At 64.0% G+C, this 16,396-nt stretch carries 20 protein-coding genes; 8 read left to right on the plus strand and 12 right to left on the minus strand.

Annotated features, from left to right (window positions below; all coding sequences use genetic code 11):
- Positions 1 to 20 precede the first annotated feature (20 nt).
- On the plus strand, positions 21 to 449 hold the full coding sequence (locus tag ACQR1X_RS21380; RefSeq protein WP_315803619.1) for a hypothetical protein: 429 nt from the start codon (positions 21 to 23) through the stop codon (positions 447 to 449).
- Between the two features lie 36 nt (positions 450 to 485).
- On the opposite strand, the gene bamA is transcribed toward ACQR1X_RS21380, so the two are convergent.
- Positions 486 to 2,807, minus strand: coding sequence for an outer membrane protein assembly factor BamA (gene bamA / locus ACQR1X_RS21385; protein ID WP_434899580.1), 2,322 nt, complete (start codon positions 2,805 to 2,807; stop codon positions 486 to 488).
- A 234-nt stretch (positions 2,808 to 3,041) separates the two neighbouring features.
- Here bamA and ACQR1X_RS21390 point away from each other — a divergent pair, with 234 nt between their 5' ends.
- Entirely contained in the window at positions 3,042 to 4,097 is a 1,056-nt protein-coding gene (locus ACQR1X_RS21390) for a hypothetical protein (protein WP_315803617.1), read from the plus strand.
- A 222-nt stretch (positions 4,098 to 4,319) separates the two neighbouring features.
- On the opposite strand, the gene ACQR1X_RS21395 is transcribed toward ACQR1X_RS21390, so the two are convergent.
- Both ACQR1X_RS21395 and ACQR1X_RS21400 read right to left on the minus strand, forming a co-directional pair.
- Complete coding sequence (locus tag ACQR1X_RS21395) at positions 4,320 to 4,553, minus strand: DUF6894 family protein (RefSeq protein WP_315712992.1); 234 nt, start codon at positions 4,551 to 4,553, stop codon at positions 4,320 to 4,322.
- Between the two features lie 223 nt (positions 4,554 to 4,776).
- On the minus strand, positions 4,777 to 5,007 hold the full coding sequence (locus tag ACQR1X_RS21400; protein WP_315803616.1) for a hypothetical protein: 231 nt from the start codon (positions 5,005 to 5,007) through the stop codon (positions 4,777 to 4,779).
- On the opposite strand from ACQR1X_RS21400, the gene ACQR1X_RS21405 reads away from it, so the two are divergent.
- Entirely contained in the window at positions 4,988 to 5,176 is a 189-nt protein-coding gene (locus ACQR1X_RS21405; RefSeq protein WP_315712988.1) for a hypothetical protein, read from the plus strand. The two genes, ACQR1X_RS21400 and ACQR1X_RS21405, sit on opposite strands and share 20 nt — an antisense overlap.
- A 2-nt stretch (positions 5,177 to 5,178) precedes the next feature.
- Here ACQR1X_RS21405 and ACQR1X_RS21410 read toward each other — a convergent pair whose 3' ends face one another.
- From ACQR1X_RS21410 to ACQR1X_RS21425, 4 genes are all read right to left on the minus strand, one after another.
- Positions 5,179 to 5,505 carry a cupin domain-containing protein gene (locus tag ACQR1X_RS21410; protein WP_315803615.1) on the minus strand — a complete coding sequence of 109 codons (327 nt, stop codon included), beginning with the start codon at positions 5,503 to 5,505 and terminating at the stop codon, positions 5,179 to 5,181.
- Entirely contained in the window at positions 5,502 to 6,164 is a 663-nt protein-coding gene (locus ACQR1X_RS21415; protein ID WP_315803614.1) for a YqcI/YcgG family protein, read from the minus strand. Before ACQR1X_RS21415 ends, ACQR1X_RS21410 begins: the two co-directional genes overlap by 4 nt.
- A 117-nt stretch (positions 6,165 to 6,281) precedes the next feature.
- Positions 6,282 to 7,574, minus strand: coding sequence for an MFS transporter (locus tag ACQR1X_RS21420; RefSeq protein WP_434899512.1), 1,293 nt, complete (start codon positions 7,572 to 7,574; stop codon positions 6,282 to 6,284).
- Positions 7,574 to 8,284, minus strand: coding sequence for a hypothetical protein (locus tag ACQR1X_RS21425; RefSeq protein WP_315803612.1), 711 nt, complete (start codon positions 8,282 to 8,284; stop codon positions 7,574 to 7,576). Before ACQR1X_RS21425 ends, ACQR1X_RS21420 begins: the two co-directional genes overlap by 1 nt.
- Before the next feature lie 65 nt (positions 8,285 to 8,349).
- On the opposite strand from ACQR1X_RS21425, the gene ACQR1X_RS21430 reads away from it, so the two are divergent.
- The 3 genes from ACQR1X_RS21430 (at position 8,350) to ACQR1X_RS21440 (ending at position 10,318) form a co-directional block, all read left to right on the plus strand.
- On the plus strand, positions 8,350 to 9,369 hold the full coding sequence (locus ACQR1X_RS21430) for a GlxA family transcriptional regulator (RefSeq protein WP_315803611.1): 1,020 nt from the start codon (positions 8,350 to 8,352) through the stop codon (positions 9,367 to 9,369).
- Between the two features lie 202 nt (positions 9,370 to 9,571).
- A complete protein-coding gene (locus ACQR1X_RS21435) occupies positions 9,572 to 9,874 on the plus strand; it encodes a hypothetical protein (RefSeq protein WP_434899513.1) in 303 nt (100 codons plus the stop codon).
- Positions 9,875 to 9,964: 90 nt separating this feature from the next.
- Positions 9,965 to 10,318 carry a phasin gene (locus ACQR1X_RS21440; protein ID WP_316180022.1) on the plus strand — a complete coding sequence of 118 codons (354 nt, stop codon included), beginning with the start codon at positions 9,965 to 9,967 and terminating at the stop codon, positions 10,316 to 10,318.
- Between the two features lie 108 nt (positions 10,319 to 10,426).
- On the opposite strand, the gene ACQR1X_RS21445 is transcribed toward ACQR1X_RS21440, so the two are convergent.
- The 3 genes from ACQR1X_RS21445 to ACQR1X_RS21455 form a co-directional block, all read right to left on the minus strand.
- Positions 10,427 to 10,741, minus strand: coding sequence for a c-type cytochrome (locus ACQR1X_RS21445; protein ID WP_316216959.1), 315 nt, complete (start codon positions 10,739 to 10,741; stop codon positions 10,427 to 10,429).
- A 149-nt stretch (positions 10,742 to 10,890) separates the two neighbouring features.
- Positions 10,891 to 11,043, minus strand: a complete 153-nt coding sequence (locus ACQR1X_RS21450; protein WP_316216958.1) for a hypothetical protein — start codon at positions 11,041 to 11,043, stop codon at positions 10,891 to 10,893.
- A gap of 274 nt (positions 11,044 to 11,317) precedes the next feature.
- Entirely contained in the window at positions 11,318 to 11,566 is a 249-nt protein-coding gene (locus tag ACQR1X_RS21455) for a hypothetical protein (protein ID WP_315803607.1), read from the minus strand.
- Between the two features lie 342 nt (positions 11,567 to 11,908).
- Between ACQR1X_RS21455 and ACQR1X_RS21460 the strand changes: the two genes are divergently transcribed.
- Complete coding sequence (locus ACQR1X_RS21460; protein WP_410051950.1) at positions 11,909 to 13,105, plus strand: OpgC domain-containing protein; 1,197 nt, start codon at positions 11,909 to 11,911, stop codon at positions 13,103 to 13,105.
- A 10-nt stretch (positions 13,106 to 13,115) separates the two neighbouring features.
- Here the strand turns inward: ACQR1X_RS21460 and ACQR1X_RS21465 are convergent, their stop codons facing one another.
- Positions 13,116 to 13,376 (minus strand): hypothetical protein, encoded by a 261-nt coding sequence (locus ACQR1X_RS21465; RefSeq protein ID WP_315803605.1) that lies wholly within the window; start codon positions 13,374 to 13,376, stop codon positions 13,116 to 13,118.
- Between the two features lie 197 nt (positions 13,377 to 13,573).
- Between ACQR1X_RS21465 and rocF the strand changes: the two genes are divergently transcribed.
- Complete coding sequence (gene rocF / locus ACQR1X_RS21470) at positions 13,574 to 14,548, plus strand: arginase (protein WP_434899514.1); 975 nt, start codon at positions 13,574 to 13,576, stop codon at positions 14,546 to 14,548.
- Positions 14,549 to 14,603: 55 nt separating this feature from the next.
- Here rocF and ACQR1X_RS21475 read toward each other — a convergent pair whose 3' ends face one another.
- On the minus strand, positions 14,604 to 16,235 hold the full coding sequence (locus ACQR1X_RS21475) for an NAD-dependent malic enzyme (RefSeq protein WP_434899581.1): 1,632 nt from the start codon (positions 16,233 to 16,235) through the stop codon (positions 14,604 to 14,606).
- Positions 16,236 to 16,396 lie beyond the last annotated feature (161 nt).

A 16,396-nucleotide genomic window follows, 5' to 3' on the forward strand; every position in this document is an offset into this window, starting at 1 on the left:
GTGAAGTGAAGGGTGATGCCATGTTCAGCGGGAAATATCGATCTCCTTCGGCCGGTGGAAAAATCGCGATTGCGGCCGTCGCGGCCATCGCCGTGGTGGCAAGCGCGCCGGCGCCGGCCCATGCGCGGGTGGCGGGTCCGGCCAACAAGCCGGCGGTCGCGACGGCGACAGCCGGCGATTTGACCGATCTCAGCGCTCGCCGGCGCTACCGCCGCGTCTACAGGGGCAATCCAGCCGCCGGCTTGGCCATCATGGGTGCAATGATCGGCACCTTCGGCGCAATCGCCGCGCATCAGAACGACGACTATTATTACTATGGGCCCGGCTATTATCCCGGCCCCGGCTATTACGGGCCGCCGCGGGTGTACTACGCACCGCGGCCCTACTATGTTCGCCCGTATTACGGTCACCCGTATTACGGCCCGCGCGGTTACTATTATCCGTACTGAGGTGACGCGGCGCTCCGTCGACGTTGCGGCGTTGGCTCAGAAGCCACCGGCGCTGAAACGGAGCGGCTGCACGACGTCATACGCCGCCTTGCTGATCGGGACCGCGTAGTCGACGGTAAGCGGTCCGAACGGCGATGCCCAGGTCATGCCGACGCCGACCGAGGACCGCAGCACGTTCCTGTTCACCACCTGGACATTCTGGGTCGGGCCGCGATAGCCGAACACGGTCCCGGCGTCGACGAAGGCCGATGCACGCAGGCCGTATTCTTGCGGCAATCCGGGAATGTTGCCCTGCAGCTCCGCCGTGGTCGCCCAGAACAGGCTGCCGCCCACATTGTCCATCGTCGATCCCGGCGTCAGATCACGCGGTCCGAAGCCGCCCGGCGCGAAGCCGCGCACCATGGTAGGACCGCCGAAGAAGCTGTTGAGCAGCGGCGCCTGCTGGCCGCCCCATCCGGTGATATAGCCGCCTTGCGCGCGCACCATGCCGGTCAGGTCGCTGTTGATCGATCGATAATAGCGGACGTCGCCTGTGGTCCGTAAGAAGCGAACGTCGCCGCCGAGGCCGGCGAGATCCTGCGTCAACTGTGAGCGAATGCCGCTGGTCGGCACCTTGTTGTTGTCGAGGGTGCTGTAGGTGACTGTATTGCCGAGCGAGGACACCGTCTGCCGCCCGGCTGCGACCGCTTGGCGAACCGGCAGGGACACCGCCGCCGGCGAGATCCCCGGTGCGAGCACCACCCTCTGGTCATAGAGCGAATAGCGCCACAGCATGGCCGTCTGCTCGCTGACCGGCATGCCCAGGGTGAGGGCGCCGCCATAGGTGTTGCTGCCGAACGATTGGAACGTGCTGACCATGCTCTGTCGCGCGAACAGCTCCATGCCAGGTGTCGTTCGACTGAGGGCGTAGGGCGAGGTGAACGACAGGCTGGCGCCTCGCGCGAACTGGCCGTAGGTGAAAGTGGCCTGCGCAGTGTTGCCGGTGCCGAGCACGTTGCGGTCACCGATCTTGACCTCGGCGAGCAATCCGTCCGTGGACGAATAGCCGCCCGAGACGTTGAAGTCGCCGGTCGCCTGATCGATGGCCTCGACGTCCAGCACCACGCGATCGCTGGCCGAGCCAGGCCGCGTCGAGATCTTGACGGTCTTGAAGTAGTTGAGGTTGCGCAGGCGACGTTCGGCGCGGTCGATCAACGTCCTGTTGTAGGCGTCGCCCTCGCTGACGTCGAACTCGCGTCGTATCACGTCGTCATGCGTGCGCGTGTTGCCGTGGATCTCGATGCGCTCGACATAGGTGCGGCGTCCCTGCTCGATCTGGAAGGTGACGTCGGCCAGCCGATCCTGCGCATGGCGATTGATCCTGGGCTCGACCTGCGCAAACGGAAGGCCGAGCTTGCCAAGCTCGGCCGTCAGGACCTCGGAGGTCTTGTCGATCTTGCTCTGGTCGAACGTGTCGCCCTGCTGCGCCAGCACCAGCGGACGCAGGCGCTCGCACGTCAGCCCCTGCACGTTACAGGAGATGTCGACCACCGCAAGCCTATAGAGGACGCCTTCCTCGATCGCAAAGGTGAGGTTGTAGCCGCCATTTGCCGCGTCATAGTCGACGCTCACGTTCGTGACCTCGGCATCGGCGTAGCCGTGGTTACGATAGTATTGCCGCAGCAGTTCGCGGTCCTCGTTGACGCGATCGGCGTCGTAGACATTGCCGCCGGTCACGAAGCTCAGCACGTTGGTGGCCGAGGTCTTGATCACCGCGTGCAATTGCCGTGCGCCGTAGGCCCGGTTGCCGGTGAAGCTGATCGCCCTGACCGGCGTCTTCCTGCCTTCGGTGATGGTGAAGACGAGATCGACGCGGTCGTTGCCGCGATCGATGATCTCCGGGACCACGCGGACGTCGTCGCGTCCCGCACGATGATACGCCTGGATGATGCGGGCGACGTCGCCCTGGACAGTTGCGCGCTGGAGGCCGGCTCGCGGCTTTGATAGCACCGCGCCCGTGAGCTCCGCATCCTTCACCTTCTTGTTACCTTCGAAGGCGACGCGATCGAGCACTTTTGCTTCCGAGACGCGGACCACGGTCCGTCCATCGGCATGGCTGATCTTCACGTCGTCGAACAGTCCGCTCCCAACCAGCGCCTTCAAGCCGGCGTCGAGCGCGGCGGCGTCGTATCGCCCGTTGACGTCAGCGTGAAAATAGGATCGCACGGTGTCGGCATCGACGCGCCGATTGCCCTGTACTGCAAGGGCTTCGCCCGCTACGGCCGGCGGCGCAGACGTCAGCACCGACAGTGTCGCAACGATCAATGCGACGTGTCGCGATCTGCTGTCTCCGCGGTGACGGCTGTTCCGGGCGGTCAACATGCACGCATCTGCCTGCTCGTCATGCCCAGATGCAAGAGCCGGTGGACGGCCAAATCATGTCGAGGCCGTGGAGACTTGGCGGCCTGCGATCACGCCTGCGAAGGGTGGCCGGCAGGGAACCGAGCACGGCCGCAGATTCGACGCAGAGTCGATTCAAACGGCGTGCAGCATCGTCCTCATCCGTACGCGCCAGCAGATGCTGATGCGGCGAACGTTTGTCGGGAGCAGACCATGCGCGCGATCGCCTTGGCCCTCATCGCTTGCACTTTCGTTCAATCAGCTCTTGCTGCTGCGGTCGTCCCGGAGATCGACCCACGCGCGTCGCTCGGTGTCGTCCAGAACTGGATCTACAACTATCGCACCAAACCCGACTACGCCCATGTGCCGGCGGCGGTCCGGGTGCTATTCCATTCACAGACGTTCAAGGAGCCGGAGAACGCGGGCATCTATCTCGGCTTCATCGCGGGGGCGATCGGCTCCAATCCCGCCAAGGCCGAACAACTCGTCAACAGCTTCTTTCCCGTGCCTCCCGAGGAGGAGTGGGTGGTCGTGCGAGCCATCGCTTATTCAGGTCTGCCTGACTGGCGCAATCTCATGCGCAGGGTGGCGCCGAAGATGCCGGGCCGCCGCGTGATGATCGACGGCTATCTCAGCGGCGCACAGCCGACCTTGATGGACATCCCATTGGAGGAAACGAAGCCTGGCGTGATGGACAAGCTGCGTGGCGCATTGACGCAGAATCCGTTCAAGAAGGAGGAACGCAAGCTCGACACGCGGCTCAGCTACGCGACCCACCAGGATCTGCTCGACATCCTCTGGGGCTATTACTTCGCAACCGGCTCGCGCGTACCGATCCAGCGTATCGTCCAGATGCTGCCTTGGTCGAAGAGCCGAGACACGGTCGACAAGCTGACGATCGGCAGCATGGCGCGCTATACGCTTGCCAGCTACTCGGTGCGCGATGCCAGCCTGCGCGACTATCTCCGGGAGGAACTGGCGCGGCAGTCGGGACCGGTCAAGGAGCCGCTCAGGGAGGTGGTCGAGGCCGCCGATACGGTGCAGCTCGGCGCCGTCCGCAAGGATGCCGTCGCCGCCGTCGAGGAGCTGAAGACCAAGGGCTCGGATGCCCGGCGCAACATGGATTTCTGGGGACAGCTCGGCGTCGGCGCCCTTGCGCTCGGTTGTGTCTCGGCGGCCGCGCTGGGGCAGGTCGCCGTCGGCATCCCGTGCGTGATCGGCGGTTCGGCCTCCCAGGGCCTGCTCTCGTTCTGGGAGAAGCAGCAATAGGCCCTCGGTGGTGCAGCGGCGGCGTGCGTTGGAGGCCGAGGAAAGGGAGAGCCGGTCGAGTCGATCGGCGGGGCGTCTGGCACTCAGGGGGCTCTTGATGCCGAAGCGGCCCGATCGCGCGCCCGATGTGCACACTCAAGAGTTGTTCGGCTTTTCGTATCCTCTACGAAAAGTAGAAAAAGCAGTCGGCGCGCAGTCACTGCTGGCACGCCTATGAAAAAATCAGGACAGGCTAGCTTTCACTGCGGCCGGATAAACCGGCTCGCGGTGAACCTCCGCGCCAGATTCGTCGACGACGACGATGGACAGCCTGCGGTCGGTGATGCGCGGGTCGTGCCGGAGGCGCCGGGCCAAATCCCGGCTGTGCTCGATCGCCCCTGCACTCGTCGCAAATTCCAGGCCGGTCCGGTCTCTGGTCGGAATGCCATCCTTCATATCGAAATAATAAGTGCGCATGGTCTTCCTGCAGCCGCTGTGTCGCGGGAGTGGGCACGGATCCCGGACAGGATCCGCAACCCATTCTTCCCCCAAGCAAACTATAGAAGACCTCTAATGTGGAGGACAAGCTTACCGCTTCCGTAATCCCCCCGCCTCGTTCGGTAAACGACCGTTTCCACTGGTATCGTCAGCCAGAAACTGCCAGAAGGCTCAAATTGTGACGCCGAAATCAACCAACCGGTCAGTTCGGCTTGCTGCAAGAGTTGTTCGCTGGCATACTTTCAACCTCTTCGGGTTCCGCACGGTCGATTTCCAGGCGGGCCATCCTGAGGATCAGGGTCGCAGTCGTCAGACCAAGACTTTCAGCCTCGATTGCTGCAGTATCTACCTTGCGTGCAAGGCCTTCACGTTTGCTAAGGACTGGCATTACTGTTTCCTGCCAAAGGTGCGAGATGAAGAATTCAACATTCATCGCGGAGCTGCACACGAAGCTCGGAGCCCCATCGAGCGAAGCCGTGGAAAGCCTTCGTCTGCTGAAGGCATTCCTGAAGCTGGCTCCGGGCCAGCGCATCGAGGTGATCGAGATGGTTGAGCGGTTGACCGCGGAGTCCCTTTCGGAGACCGATCGCCCTCTGTCCTGAGCTCATCCCTCCCGATTGCATGCAATGGTTGCGGGCGGTCGCGTCGCGATCGCGTAGATTGCATCATCCAGCGCTTCCGATTCGTGCAGCGTCCCGGCCGGCAGCAGAATCTTGTCGCCGGCCGTGCAGATGCGCTCGCCGCCTTCCCAACGAAACGTGAGCCGTCCCCGGATCACGACGAGGATTTCGTCGACCGGGTGGGTATGAAAGGCGTGAACCTTGCCGGCCGCATCGTGCTGCAGCTCGATGCAGCCCTGCGTCGGCAACAGCGCCAGGATGTCGGGATCGATCGCAAAGCTGGTCTTCGTTCCAGCGATGATCTGGGTCATGCGGCCTGCTCCTTGTCTGCGATGGACGATGGCTTGGTCTGCGCCAGCTTGTGGAAGGGACAGGCCGGCGGCGGCTGGTTGTCGTCGTAGAGGAAATACTGCTTGAACTCCCGGCCCTCCGGATTGCCGTAGCGTCCGAGCTGGGGCGACGGCGCCGTCGTGTCGAACGGGACCAGCCGTTTGCGCACCTCGCCGAAGGCCTTGGCGGCGGCCTCATCGGTGCCGAGCATCCGTTCGAACACCCAGCGCGGTTGGAAGGTCAGCATGAATGCGCTCGAGCGACGGCTTTGCCGCATCACATGCGCGGGTGTGCTGCAGACCACGAAGATCGGCTCTCCGGCAAACGAGAACTCCCACATCGGATGATCGACGGTCTCGGGAATTTCGGCCGGCCACGGCTGGCTGTCGACGCGGGCCAACTGATCGAGGATCTTCCAGAACTTCTTGTAGTAGGAGTCGATGGTCTGAACCGGGCGCGGGCGGGTGAACAGGACCAGCGAGGTGTTGGGCCCGTGCGAGCGGCTCTCGGAGACGAACAAGGCGAGCTGCTGGCCGAGCACATCGATGTCGATGGGGTCGAGAAACAGATAGCGAAGCTGATCGTGACGATAGCCCGCGACGCCGTATACGCACGGAAAGGGTCTTGCTTCGCTGCTCATCTGAGCCTCGAATTCCGAAAACAGGACGCTCTGCCAGCTTCCGGCCTGATGGCCGGATCGGACTTCGTCCCTTCTCAAATACAAACGCGACATACTGACCCTCTCTGTTTTTTATGCTTAAGTACGAAGTATCAATTTGCGCCTCATCATCAGCGGCCCAAGCAGTCCAGGAAGCGACATCAGGAGAAGAATCTCGATCAGGGCTGCGTAGCCGGCATCGCTGGCAGCACTGCGCAGGCTTGATCCGATGTCGGGGTTGAGGCCGCTCGCACTCACCATGGCAAAGGCGATCACCGGCTGAGCCAGTCCGGCAAAAATGCCGGCGGCCGTCGTATTGATCGATGCGCCGACGCCGATGCGCTCCGCCGTGTAGAGATGCTTGGTGCTTTTCAGGATCAGCGGCACGGTGCCCCCGGCCACCAGGCCGAGCAGGGCGAACACCGCGCCGACATAGAAGAAGCCGAAGCTGTGCGCCAGTGCCGGCAACAGCATCACGACGAGCAGCATGCGCAGGAAGGTGATGGAGATCAGAGCTGCATTGAGCGACTGCATCCGGTCCGCGGCATGGCCGAGAAAGATTGATCCGATGGCGTTGCCGACCATGAAGGCGAGCAGGGGGCCGCCGGCCGCCGAGGGCGAGATGCCGAAATAATGCGCGACCATCGGGATGCCCCATACGCCGGCGAGCGTGGTCACGACCGCGAAATGCGCGGCGAAGCTCATGGCGCAGCCCCATGTCGCGGCCGATCCGAGCGCATGCCAGCTCGTGACCAGGACGCTCTTCAGCGTCCTGCTGGTGTAGTTCGCCGGTGCGGATTTCAGGGTCGCCGACGCGCAGGCGAAGTTCACGACGCCGACGCAGGCAATGAAGAGAAAACAGGCACGCCAGCCGAAGCCGCTGACCGCAGCAGCGAGCGGAGTCGTGGCGAGGACGCCGCCGACATAGCCCGACACCTGGGAGATGCCTGACATCAGGCCGAAACGCTGGTCGGAAAAGCTCTGCGCGACGAGCTTCAGCAGTGCCGTGAACACCAGCGCGTCGCCGCAGGCCACGACCACCCGCGCGATGAAGACGTCGAGCAGGGTGGGCGACAGGGCGAAGGCGGCGCTGCCGAGCACGGATGCCGTCATGCTGCACAGCACGACGCGCTTCACACCGTAGCGGTCGACCAGCACGCCCGCGGGGATTTGCATCAATGTGTAGCCCCAGAAGTAGCTGGAGGCGAGCATCGCGACGCCGGAGGCGTCGGTGCCGAAGTCCCGCATGAAGTCGAGGCCCACGGTCTGCGGCGACATCCGCTGCAGGAAGGCGATGGCGTAGGCGAACGCGACCGTTCCCCACGCGACATAGGCGCGATCGAAGAACCGGAGCGGAGAGGACGCGACCGCCTGTTGTCCAAGCGCCGCCATCACACCCTCGCGTAGCCGACGGAGAACAGGGCGTCGGCGGAATCCGGGATGATCCGCGACATCGCGGTCTCAACCAGCGAGGCCCTGCCGTGATAGTCCTGCCTGATGTGCTGGATGTGTCCATAGGCGCCACGCATGATCATGTGGGGCACCTCGAGCTGCTTGCCCGGATAGATGGTCGCACACATCTCGACGCAGGCGGCCTGCAGCTCGGCATCCGCGGACTCGTCGAGCAGCGACGGCGCGACTCTCTCGCAAATCTTGGCGTTGGCCGCCCACACGATCGGGTTGCGCGTTCGCCATCCGTACAGAATTTCCTCGCCGGGCGTGGCCGACCCAGGATGCTTGAGGATCTGCGACGTAAAGAACCCATACAGGCCACGGCCCTGATGTGCGGGTAGTACTTCGGTCCCACTGCGGTAGATGGCCAGCCGCTGCGCGATCGTCATCACGCGATAGACCGAGAACGCGACCAGTCCGATGTGATCGTAGACCAGAACGAGGCTGTATTTGCTGTCGAATGGCGACGAGGTCGCGGTCCAGTGGGGTTCGATTGCTTTCCAGTTAATGGCAATGATCGAATTCATCGCATCCATGATCGGCTGCCGATCAGGCTGCTGGATCTCCGACGCATCGGAGAAGCTGTAGACGGTGTAGTCGTCCCAGGGCGAGGCGACCGTCTTGTATCGGCCGTCCAGGTTGCGCGACATCGCGTGAACTCCAGCACTGCAAGGTCGAGCTATACAGGCGGGGCTCCGATGGCTTAAAGGACAATATGCCCTCGAATTCTGCCAACTCTCCCCGGCGTGCTGCGGTGCGTCGAGATGGTGCCGAAAGGCGGCTGGCGATCTTCGCCTTTCCTGGAGTGACACTGCTCGACGTCTCCGGCCCGGCACAGGTGTTTGCCGAGCTCAGCGAAATCGAGCTGCCGGCGCCGGGCTATGTGCTGAGCTACGTGTCCAAGGAAGGCGGGCTTGTGCCGACCGATGTCGGCCTGATGATCGACACTGCGCCACTCTCATCCCTGAAGCCTGAGGAGGTCGATACGCTGCTGATTCCGGGGGGGCCCGGCATCTGGAAGCTGCGGCAGGACGAGACGGTGATGCAGTGGATCGGCCAGGTGCTTCCCGGCGCCCGCCGCATCGCGTCCGTCTGCCTCGGCGCCTTTGCGCTGGCCTGGGTCGGAGCGCTGGAGGGCAGGCGGGCCGCGACACATTGGCGCTATTGTCCGCGCCTGCAGGACAGCTTTCCAAACGTGAAGGTCGAGCCCGACGCCATCTTTGTGCAGGACGGCCGGGTCTGGTCATCCGCAGGCGTGAGCGCCGGCATCGATCTCGCGCTGGCGATGATCGAGGAGGATTTCGGTCATACGATCGCACTCGACGTGGCGCGCCGGCTCGTCGTCTTTCTGAAACGTCCTGGCGGCCAGAGTCAGTTTTCGACCGTGCTGGCGGCGCAAGCGTCCGACGTCGAGGGTCGGTTCAGTGCGCTGCATGCCTGGATCATCGAGAACATCGCCAGCGATCTGCGGGTCGAGGCGCTGGCCGCGCGAGCCGGCATGACGCCGCGTACCTTTGCCCGCACCTATGTCAGCCGTACCGGGATGACACCGGCACAGGGAGTCGAGGCGCTCAGGGTCGAGACGGCGCGCCTCCTACTCGAAAGCCGCCAGGTCGAAAACGTGGTCGAAATCGCCAAACGGGCTGGCTTTGGCGACGACGAGCGCATGCGGCGGGCGTTCCTGCGGCATCTCGGTGTGTCGCCGTCGGAGTATCGGCGTCGCTTTTCGGGCTGATCGGCGCTTGCCGCGACCGCGGCTGACACTTTTCGCCGGAGTCGAGGCCGCTCCCTTTGCCTTCAAGTTAATCCCGTCGCTCGCGTTGCGGCCAGAGCGGCCATGAAGTGTGCGATCGCTCTAAGGCTTCCGTAAAATGCCACGGGTAAAACGCTGAAAATTCGATGCAGATCCGCCCCTGCAGAGCAGTGGGGAAAGGCCAATGACCAACATCGTTCCCTTTCGCACGAGAGTACTCTTGCCTCACGCCGCCTTTGCAAGGGCGCAAGCGAAGGCCGCGGTTGTGGTGGCCGGTGCCGTCCACACGGACAACGTGCGAGCCGGTGCATTCGGCGTCAGGGAAGATGTGAGAAGAACTGTCCTCCTCCTCGATCTTGCCCTGCAGCATGCGCGAGAACTCTCTGGTTTCGTTTCGGACGAACGCGCGCGGCTGACCTATGATCATCATCTCGCTTCGATCGAGCACGCGCTGCAGATCGCGCGCCGACGTCTGGCCGCGCTCTGACCAGCGCTTGCCGGCTTCTTCCCGCATCCATTTGCACGGCGACGCAGGGAGTCGGATGTGGTAGTTGGATCTGTCGTGGAGGACGCACCGATGACCCAAACCAAACTCGAAGTGCCCGCTGAACTGCGGGACCTGGCCGAAAAGACCATCTCGCAGGCGGAAAAGGCGTTCGAGATGTTCTTCGACGCAGCCGGCAAATCGATCGGCACGGTTCCGGGCCCTGCCGCGGACATGTCCAAGCAGGCGCTCACTCTCACCGAGCAGAACATCAAGACGGCTTTCGAGCACGCGCGAAAGCTCGTTCACGCCACCGAGCTCGAGGAGGCGATGCGGATCCAGTCCGAGTTCCTGCGCAGCCAGTTCACCAACGCCGGTGAACACATGAAGACGATCACGGCGAGCATCATGTCCGCCGCGAGCAAGGTGACCGAGCCCAAGAGCTGAACCGCGAGCCTTGCCGTCGCAGGAGCGACGGTCTGCATGGACGGAGCTCGGCGGCAGCGCTGCCGCCGAATGGGCGCGGGCGGACCAGACGGGCGAAGGAGCCCAGCCCTATTTTCGCAGGCTGCCGATATAGGCGGCGATGTCGGCTGCCTCCAGCCGGTTGAGCGGAAAGCTTGGCATCTTCGGATGCGGGTCGAGCAGGAAAAACGCGATCTTCTCTGGCGTGAAATCCGTCTTCTTAGCAATCTGGGCGAAGGAGGGAACGTCCGCGCTGGCCTGCTTCTGCGTCCCTTCGATGAGATGGCATGAGGCGCACCAGCGACGGGCCAGATCTCCGCCGTGATCCGGATCGGCGGCCCAGGCCGGTGTCGAAGCCGCAGCCGCGATCGCGATCGCGATAACTCTCATCACCGAGGCGTGCATCAAGAAACTCCTGATCTTTGTCTGTTGGGTGGTGGCGCACCTCGCCCAAGTGGCGGCGAGCGGCTCATGAAGGAATGTTTCGCCCCTGGAGAAGGGCGATCTTGGCCGTTCCGCCGCGCAGGCACGCGGCGCGTCGATGAATCTCGACGTCAATTACAGCACGATTTGGGAAAGTGGGACAGGTCGATCCGGCTGACGATCGCCTTCAGGAGCGCGGTCGCACGGCGCAGCCAAGACATATCGGTCGGGCGAGACACGTCGGTCGAGGCGGTGATCGTCAACTCTTCCGCAACGTAGGACATGTCGAGCCCTCCCTGTCGCTCAGCATCTTTCCGCTCAGCCTGTTGACGAGGTGCGTACCGCCACATGCGGGGCATGCGGCCGCCTCATAGGCGTCGAACTGGTCGGCAAGAGCCGGTGTGGCCAAGCCGATCTGAACGTTCGATCCCGTCTGGGAGCAGCGAAAAACGAGAGTTTCCATAGCCTGAATATGACAAATGCCGGCATCGATGCCTTGATCTGTCTCAACAGACGATGAGCCGACCGGCGCTCGCCGGACTGCCAGGGAACAGAATGTCAGGTCAGGCTATGCGATACAGCCTTCGCCCTGTCGATCCGTTCGGCGACGTTCACCGTGGACACGGAACCCGTCTGGGCCGCACGGAGGGCCGCATCGATCTTCGACTTCACGCGCCGCGCCGCGAGCGCGGCGAGTCTGGTCTGGGTGCGTCCGGTCTTGATCTGATCGCCAAACTCGTACCGCCATTCCCAAATGTCCGGTTCAGCAGTCGCCACGACCGTATATTGGACACCTCGGTGGATCACGGAACCCCCCTGTCAACACTTCCACTCAAAGTCAACGTCTAACCAATCTACAATCAATCCGGGCAAATACGGGACTGGAACAATTGCCAGCTCCGCGGTTGGTGAGATGGTTAACACCACCATGCCGACAATGTTCCGCAGGTACCCGGCTTCCGTGCACACTTTTCCAGTGCGGATATCGGCTGTGCACAATCGGCAAATCGCGCGGGGCAACCTGAAGACGCAGACGGGCGGCGCGTTCGAGGGCCCGAAATCTGCCAGAAGGGCGGACGACGCGTGTTTCGGATTCGAGTTCCGATCGATGACCGGCAGGAGATATTAAGGCACGACATGCCGGAGTCGATGTTGGTCCGCCATCCCGAGACGAGGTCCATCTTGTTTGCCGATGATCAAGAGCTGGCGAAGACAGATAGCGTGGCAGCCGGCAACGGGAACGGCAACGGACGGCGTGACCTCCGGGTCGACGCGTGCCGGGGTCTCGCCCTCTGGTTCATCTTCATCGATCATGTTCCAGACAACTCGCTGGCGTGGCTGACGCTGCGCAATTACGGTTTCAGCGACACCTCCGAGGTGTTCGTCTTCATCTCCGGCTACACCTGCATGCTGGCCTATGGCGGAGCGCTGCGGGACCAGGGCTGGGCGACCACGGTGGTGCGGGCGTTGCGGCGTGCCTGGGAGATCTATGCGGCGTTCCTGGTCCTGCTGCTCGCCTATGCGGCGCTGGTCTGGGTGATCGGCGGCGGCACGCGCTTCGTCGACGAGACCAACACCGGCTTCTTCTTCCGCGAGCCCGGGCCCACGCTGGTGCATGTGGCGCTGCTGCAATTCGCGCCGGTCAACACCGACATCCTGCTGACGTTCGCAATCCTGCACTTCTGCTTTCCCGTCATCCTGTGGCTGATGATGACCAGCGCGACGCTGACGCTGGTGCTTTCATTCCTGCTCTACATGATGGTTCAGCTGTTCAGCTGGCAGGTGCCGGCGTGGCCGAGCGGCGAGCTGTATTTCAATCCGTTCGCCTGGCAGTTCCTGTTCGTGATCGGCGCCTGGTACAGCTATGCCGGCACCACGCGGCTGCGCCGGCTCCTCGACTCGCCGATGCTGCTGGTCGTGGCGATCGGCTATCTCGTCTTCAGTCTGCTGATGGCGCTCAGCTGGGAGTTCAAGAGTCTCGAGAGCCTGATCCCGTCCGGCATCAGCGGCCTGATCTATCCGATCTACAAGAGCCACCTTGCGCCGGTGCGGCTGTTGCACTTCCTGGCGCTTGCCTTCGTGGTGTCACGGCTGGCGCCGCCGCAATGGAAGGGGCCGATCCGTCCGCTGACGACGGCCATGATCAGGTGCGGTGAGAGCTCGCTCTCGATCTATTGCGTGGGTGTGCTGCTGGCCTTTCTCGGCCAGGTCGTGCTGACCGATGTGGCGAGCGGGTTCGCGATGCAAATTTTGATCAGTGTCGCGGGGATCGCGATCATGATCATGGTCGCCACGCTCCTGACCTGGGAGTCGCAGCTCGACCGGCGTGGACCGCGGCTGTTCTGAGCGCCACCCTTCAGCGCCGGCGCGCGACCGCGACCCCGAACAGGAAGGCGACGAACAGGCTCGCGAGCGGCGCCTCGCGGGTGATCGCGCTGACGGTCGACAGAGCGGTCCCCGGCCGCCGCGCGTCCCTTGCCGCTTCGCTGAGCCGGTCGACGGCCGCACTCAAGGTGCCGACCATCTCCCCGAGTGTGCGCGACATGTCGGTCGCGGTGTCGAGCGCGCGTTCGGCGACGCCCGGCTGTGGAGGAGTTTCGAACGTTTCGCTGCTCACTTTGGTCGCCTTCCTGCCGCGGCTCGTCGGATTGGCCCCCCCCGTGCCGACGCGATTCGGCCGAGGGCGGATGTGACGTTCCTGAAAATGCCGTCTGATGCGATTGGTTCCCGTGGACCGAGACGCATCACCGGCGAAGCACGCGGTGCAAAATCGCGCTACGCTGGGCGGCCGGCCGTCGATGAAAGGATTCCGTCTTGGCTTCTCCAGACCTTACAGCGCCACATCGCATTGCCGTCCTTGGTGCGCCGATCGATCTCGGCGCGTCGGTCCGCGGCACGCTGATGGGGCCGGCTGCGCTGCGCACCGCAGGTCTCATCAACGTGCTTGAAAGCCTAGGGCTCGACGTTACCGACTACGGCGATGTCGGCATCGTCGACATGACGGAGTCTGCAGACGAGCCGCCGGCGAGGGCCAAGCACTATCGCCAGATCCAGCGCTGGTCGCGGGTCCTGGCGCGCCGCAGCCATGACCTGGCCCGGACCGGCGCCATTCCGGTGTTTCTCGGCGGCGACCATTCGCTATCGATGGGGTCGGTGAACGGGGTCGCGCGCCATTGCCGCGAGATCGGGCGGGAGCTGTTCGTGCTGTGGCTCGACGCACATGCCGACTACAACACGCCGGACACCACGATCACGGCGAACATGCACGGCATGTCCGCCGCGTTCTTGTGCGGCGAGCCGGGTCTCGACGGCCTGCTCGGCGACGAGGCACGCGCGTCCATCCCCCCGGATCAGCTGGAGCTGTTCGGCATCCGCTCGATCGACAGGGCCGAAAAGGAGCTGCTGCGTCTCCGGCGTATCAGCATCGCCGACATGCGCGCCATCGACGAATTCGGCGTCGGCGTGCTGATGCGCCGGATCCTCGACAAGGTTCGTGCGCGGAACGGCGTCCTGCATGTGAGCTTCGATGTCGACTTCCTCGATCCCGAGGTGGCCCCCGGCGTCGGCACGACCGTACCTGGCGGCGCGACCTATCGCGAGGCGCATCTCATCATGGAGATGCTGCACGATTCCGGCCTGGTCCGTTCGGTAGACATCGTCGAGCTCAACCCGTTCCTCGACGAGCGCGGCAAGACTGCGCGCGTCGCGGTCGAACTGATCGCGAGCCTGTTCGGTCAGCAGATCACGGACCGGCCGACGCCGACCAATGCGATCGTTCCGGATCAATAGAGCGGATGCCTCCTCGCTCGACCTCGGTGAGCCCGAGGCATCCGCGATCTCGGGCTCAGTAGCGGGCGTCGTACATCTTCGACTCGACGAAGCCGAGCAAATCGTTCGGCGCGGGGCCCGTGGCGAGCCCGTTCTGATAGGCAACGCCGGCCACCGCGGCGCCGATATGGGCAGACACCTCGCGGATGCGCGGCAGCGCCGGGTAGAGGCTGCCCTGCTCGAGATCGGCGCCGGTGACGCAGTTCGCCAGGGTATGCGCGGCGGCCATGAACATCTCGTCGGTCACCAGCCGCGCGCCGCTGGCGATGGCGCCGAGGCCGACGCCGGGGAAGATGTAGGAGTTGTTGCCCTGACGCGGCACGAAGGTCTTGCCGTCGAGCTTGACCGGATCGTAGGGGCTGCCGCAGGCGAACAGCGCGCGGCCCTGGGTATAGCAATAGGCCGACTCCGCCGAGCATTCCGCCTTCGAGGTCGGGTTGGAGAGCGCAAAGATGATGGGGCGCTCGTTCAGCTCGGCCATGGCCTGCAGCACTTCCGGCGTGAAGGCGCCGCCGACGGCCGCCACGCCGATGATCGCGGTCGGCTTCAGCGTCCTGATCGCGGTCAGGAAGTCCGCGATCGGCGCCTGGTCGTGCGCATAGCGCAGCTTGTGGCCGTGCAGGTTCTCCCGCCCCTTGATGACGAGGCCGCGCGAGTCCGTCAGCCAGTTGCGCCGCAGCGACTCTGCTTCGGACAGGCCCTCGGCCATCATGGCGGAGACGACGAGATCCGCGATGCCGGTGGCCGCCTCGCCGGCGCCGAGGAACAGCACCGTCTGATCGCGGAGCTTGCCGCCGGTGATGCGCAGCGCCGAAAACAAGCCGGCGAGCGCCACCGCCGCGGTGCCCTGGATGTCGTCGTTGAAGACGCAGGCGTCGTCGCGATATTTGTGCAGCAGCTTGAACGCGGCGTGGTTGGCGAAATCCTCGAACTGGATCAGCACGCCCGGGAAGGCGGCGCGGGCCGCGGTCATGAACTCGTCGACGAAGGCGTCATAGGCTTCGCCCGTGAGGCGCTTCTGGCGCAGCCCGATGTAGTAGGGGTCGGCCAGAAGCTCTTCGTTGTTGGTGCCGACATCGAGCATGACGGGCAGGCACTCTTCCGGATGGATGCCGGCGCAGGCCGAGTACAGCGACAGCTTGCCGACCGGAATGCCCATGCCGTTGGCGCCGAGATCGCCGAGACCCAGGATGCGCTCGCCGTCGGTGACGACGATCAGCCTGGCGCGATACGGCCAGTTGGCGAGGATCTCCGCGATCCGGCCGCGGTCGTTGGCCGAGATGAACAGGCCGCGCGGACGCTGGAAGATCAGACCGTATTTCTGGCAGGCGAGGCCGACGGTCGGCGTGTAGATCAGCGGCTGGATCTCGTCGATATTGTCGCAGACCACCCGGAAGAACAGCGCTTCGTTGCGGTCATGCAGCGCGTTCAGTGCCACATACTTCTCGAGGTCGCTGGACAGGCTGCGAAGATTGACCAGGATCCGCTCGGCCTGGGCCGGCATCGACATGACCCCGGCGGGCAGGAAGCCGCGCAGGCCGAGCGCATCGCGCTCCTGCTCGGTGAAGCCGGTGCCCTTGTTGAGCAGCGGATCGCGCAGCAGCGCGAGTCCGCGCGGAGAATAGGGGGGGAGCGTCGATGCGCTCATGCGTTGCGGCTGGGTCAAGGCGGTCTCCGAGGTCCTTTGTTCGAGCACCGCCATACCGGCGCGCGCCCGGCGTTGATCGGCATCAATCGCGGCGGGATGGCGGGAACGGACTGTTAACACAGTTTACGTTCCGCGTTGCACCAATGACGTTGTGCAACTGC

The organism is Bradyrhizobium sp. HKCCYLRH3073 (assembly GCF_051167995.1).
Taxonomy (GTDB): Bacteria; Pseudomonadota; Alphaproteobacteria; order Rhizobiales; family Xanthobacteraceae; genus Bradyrhizobium.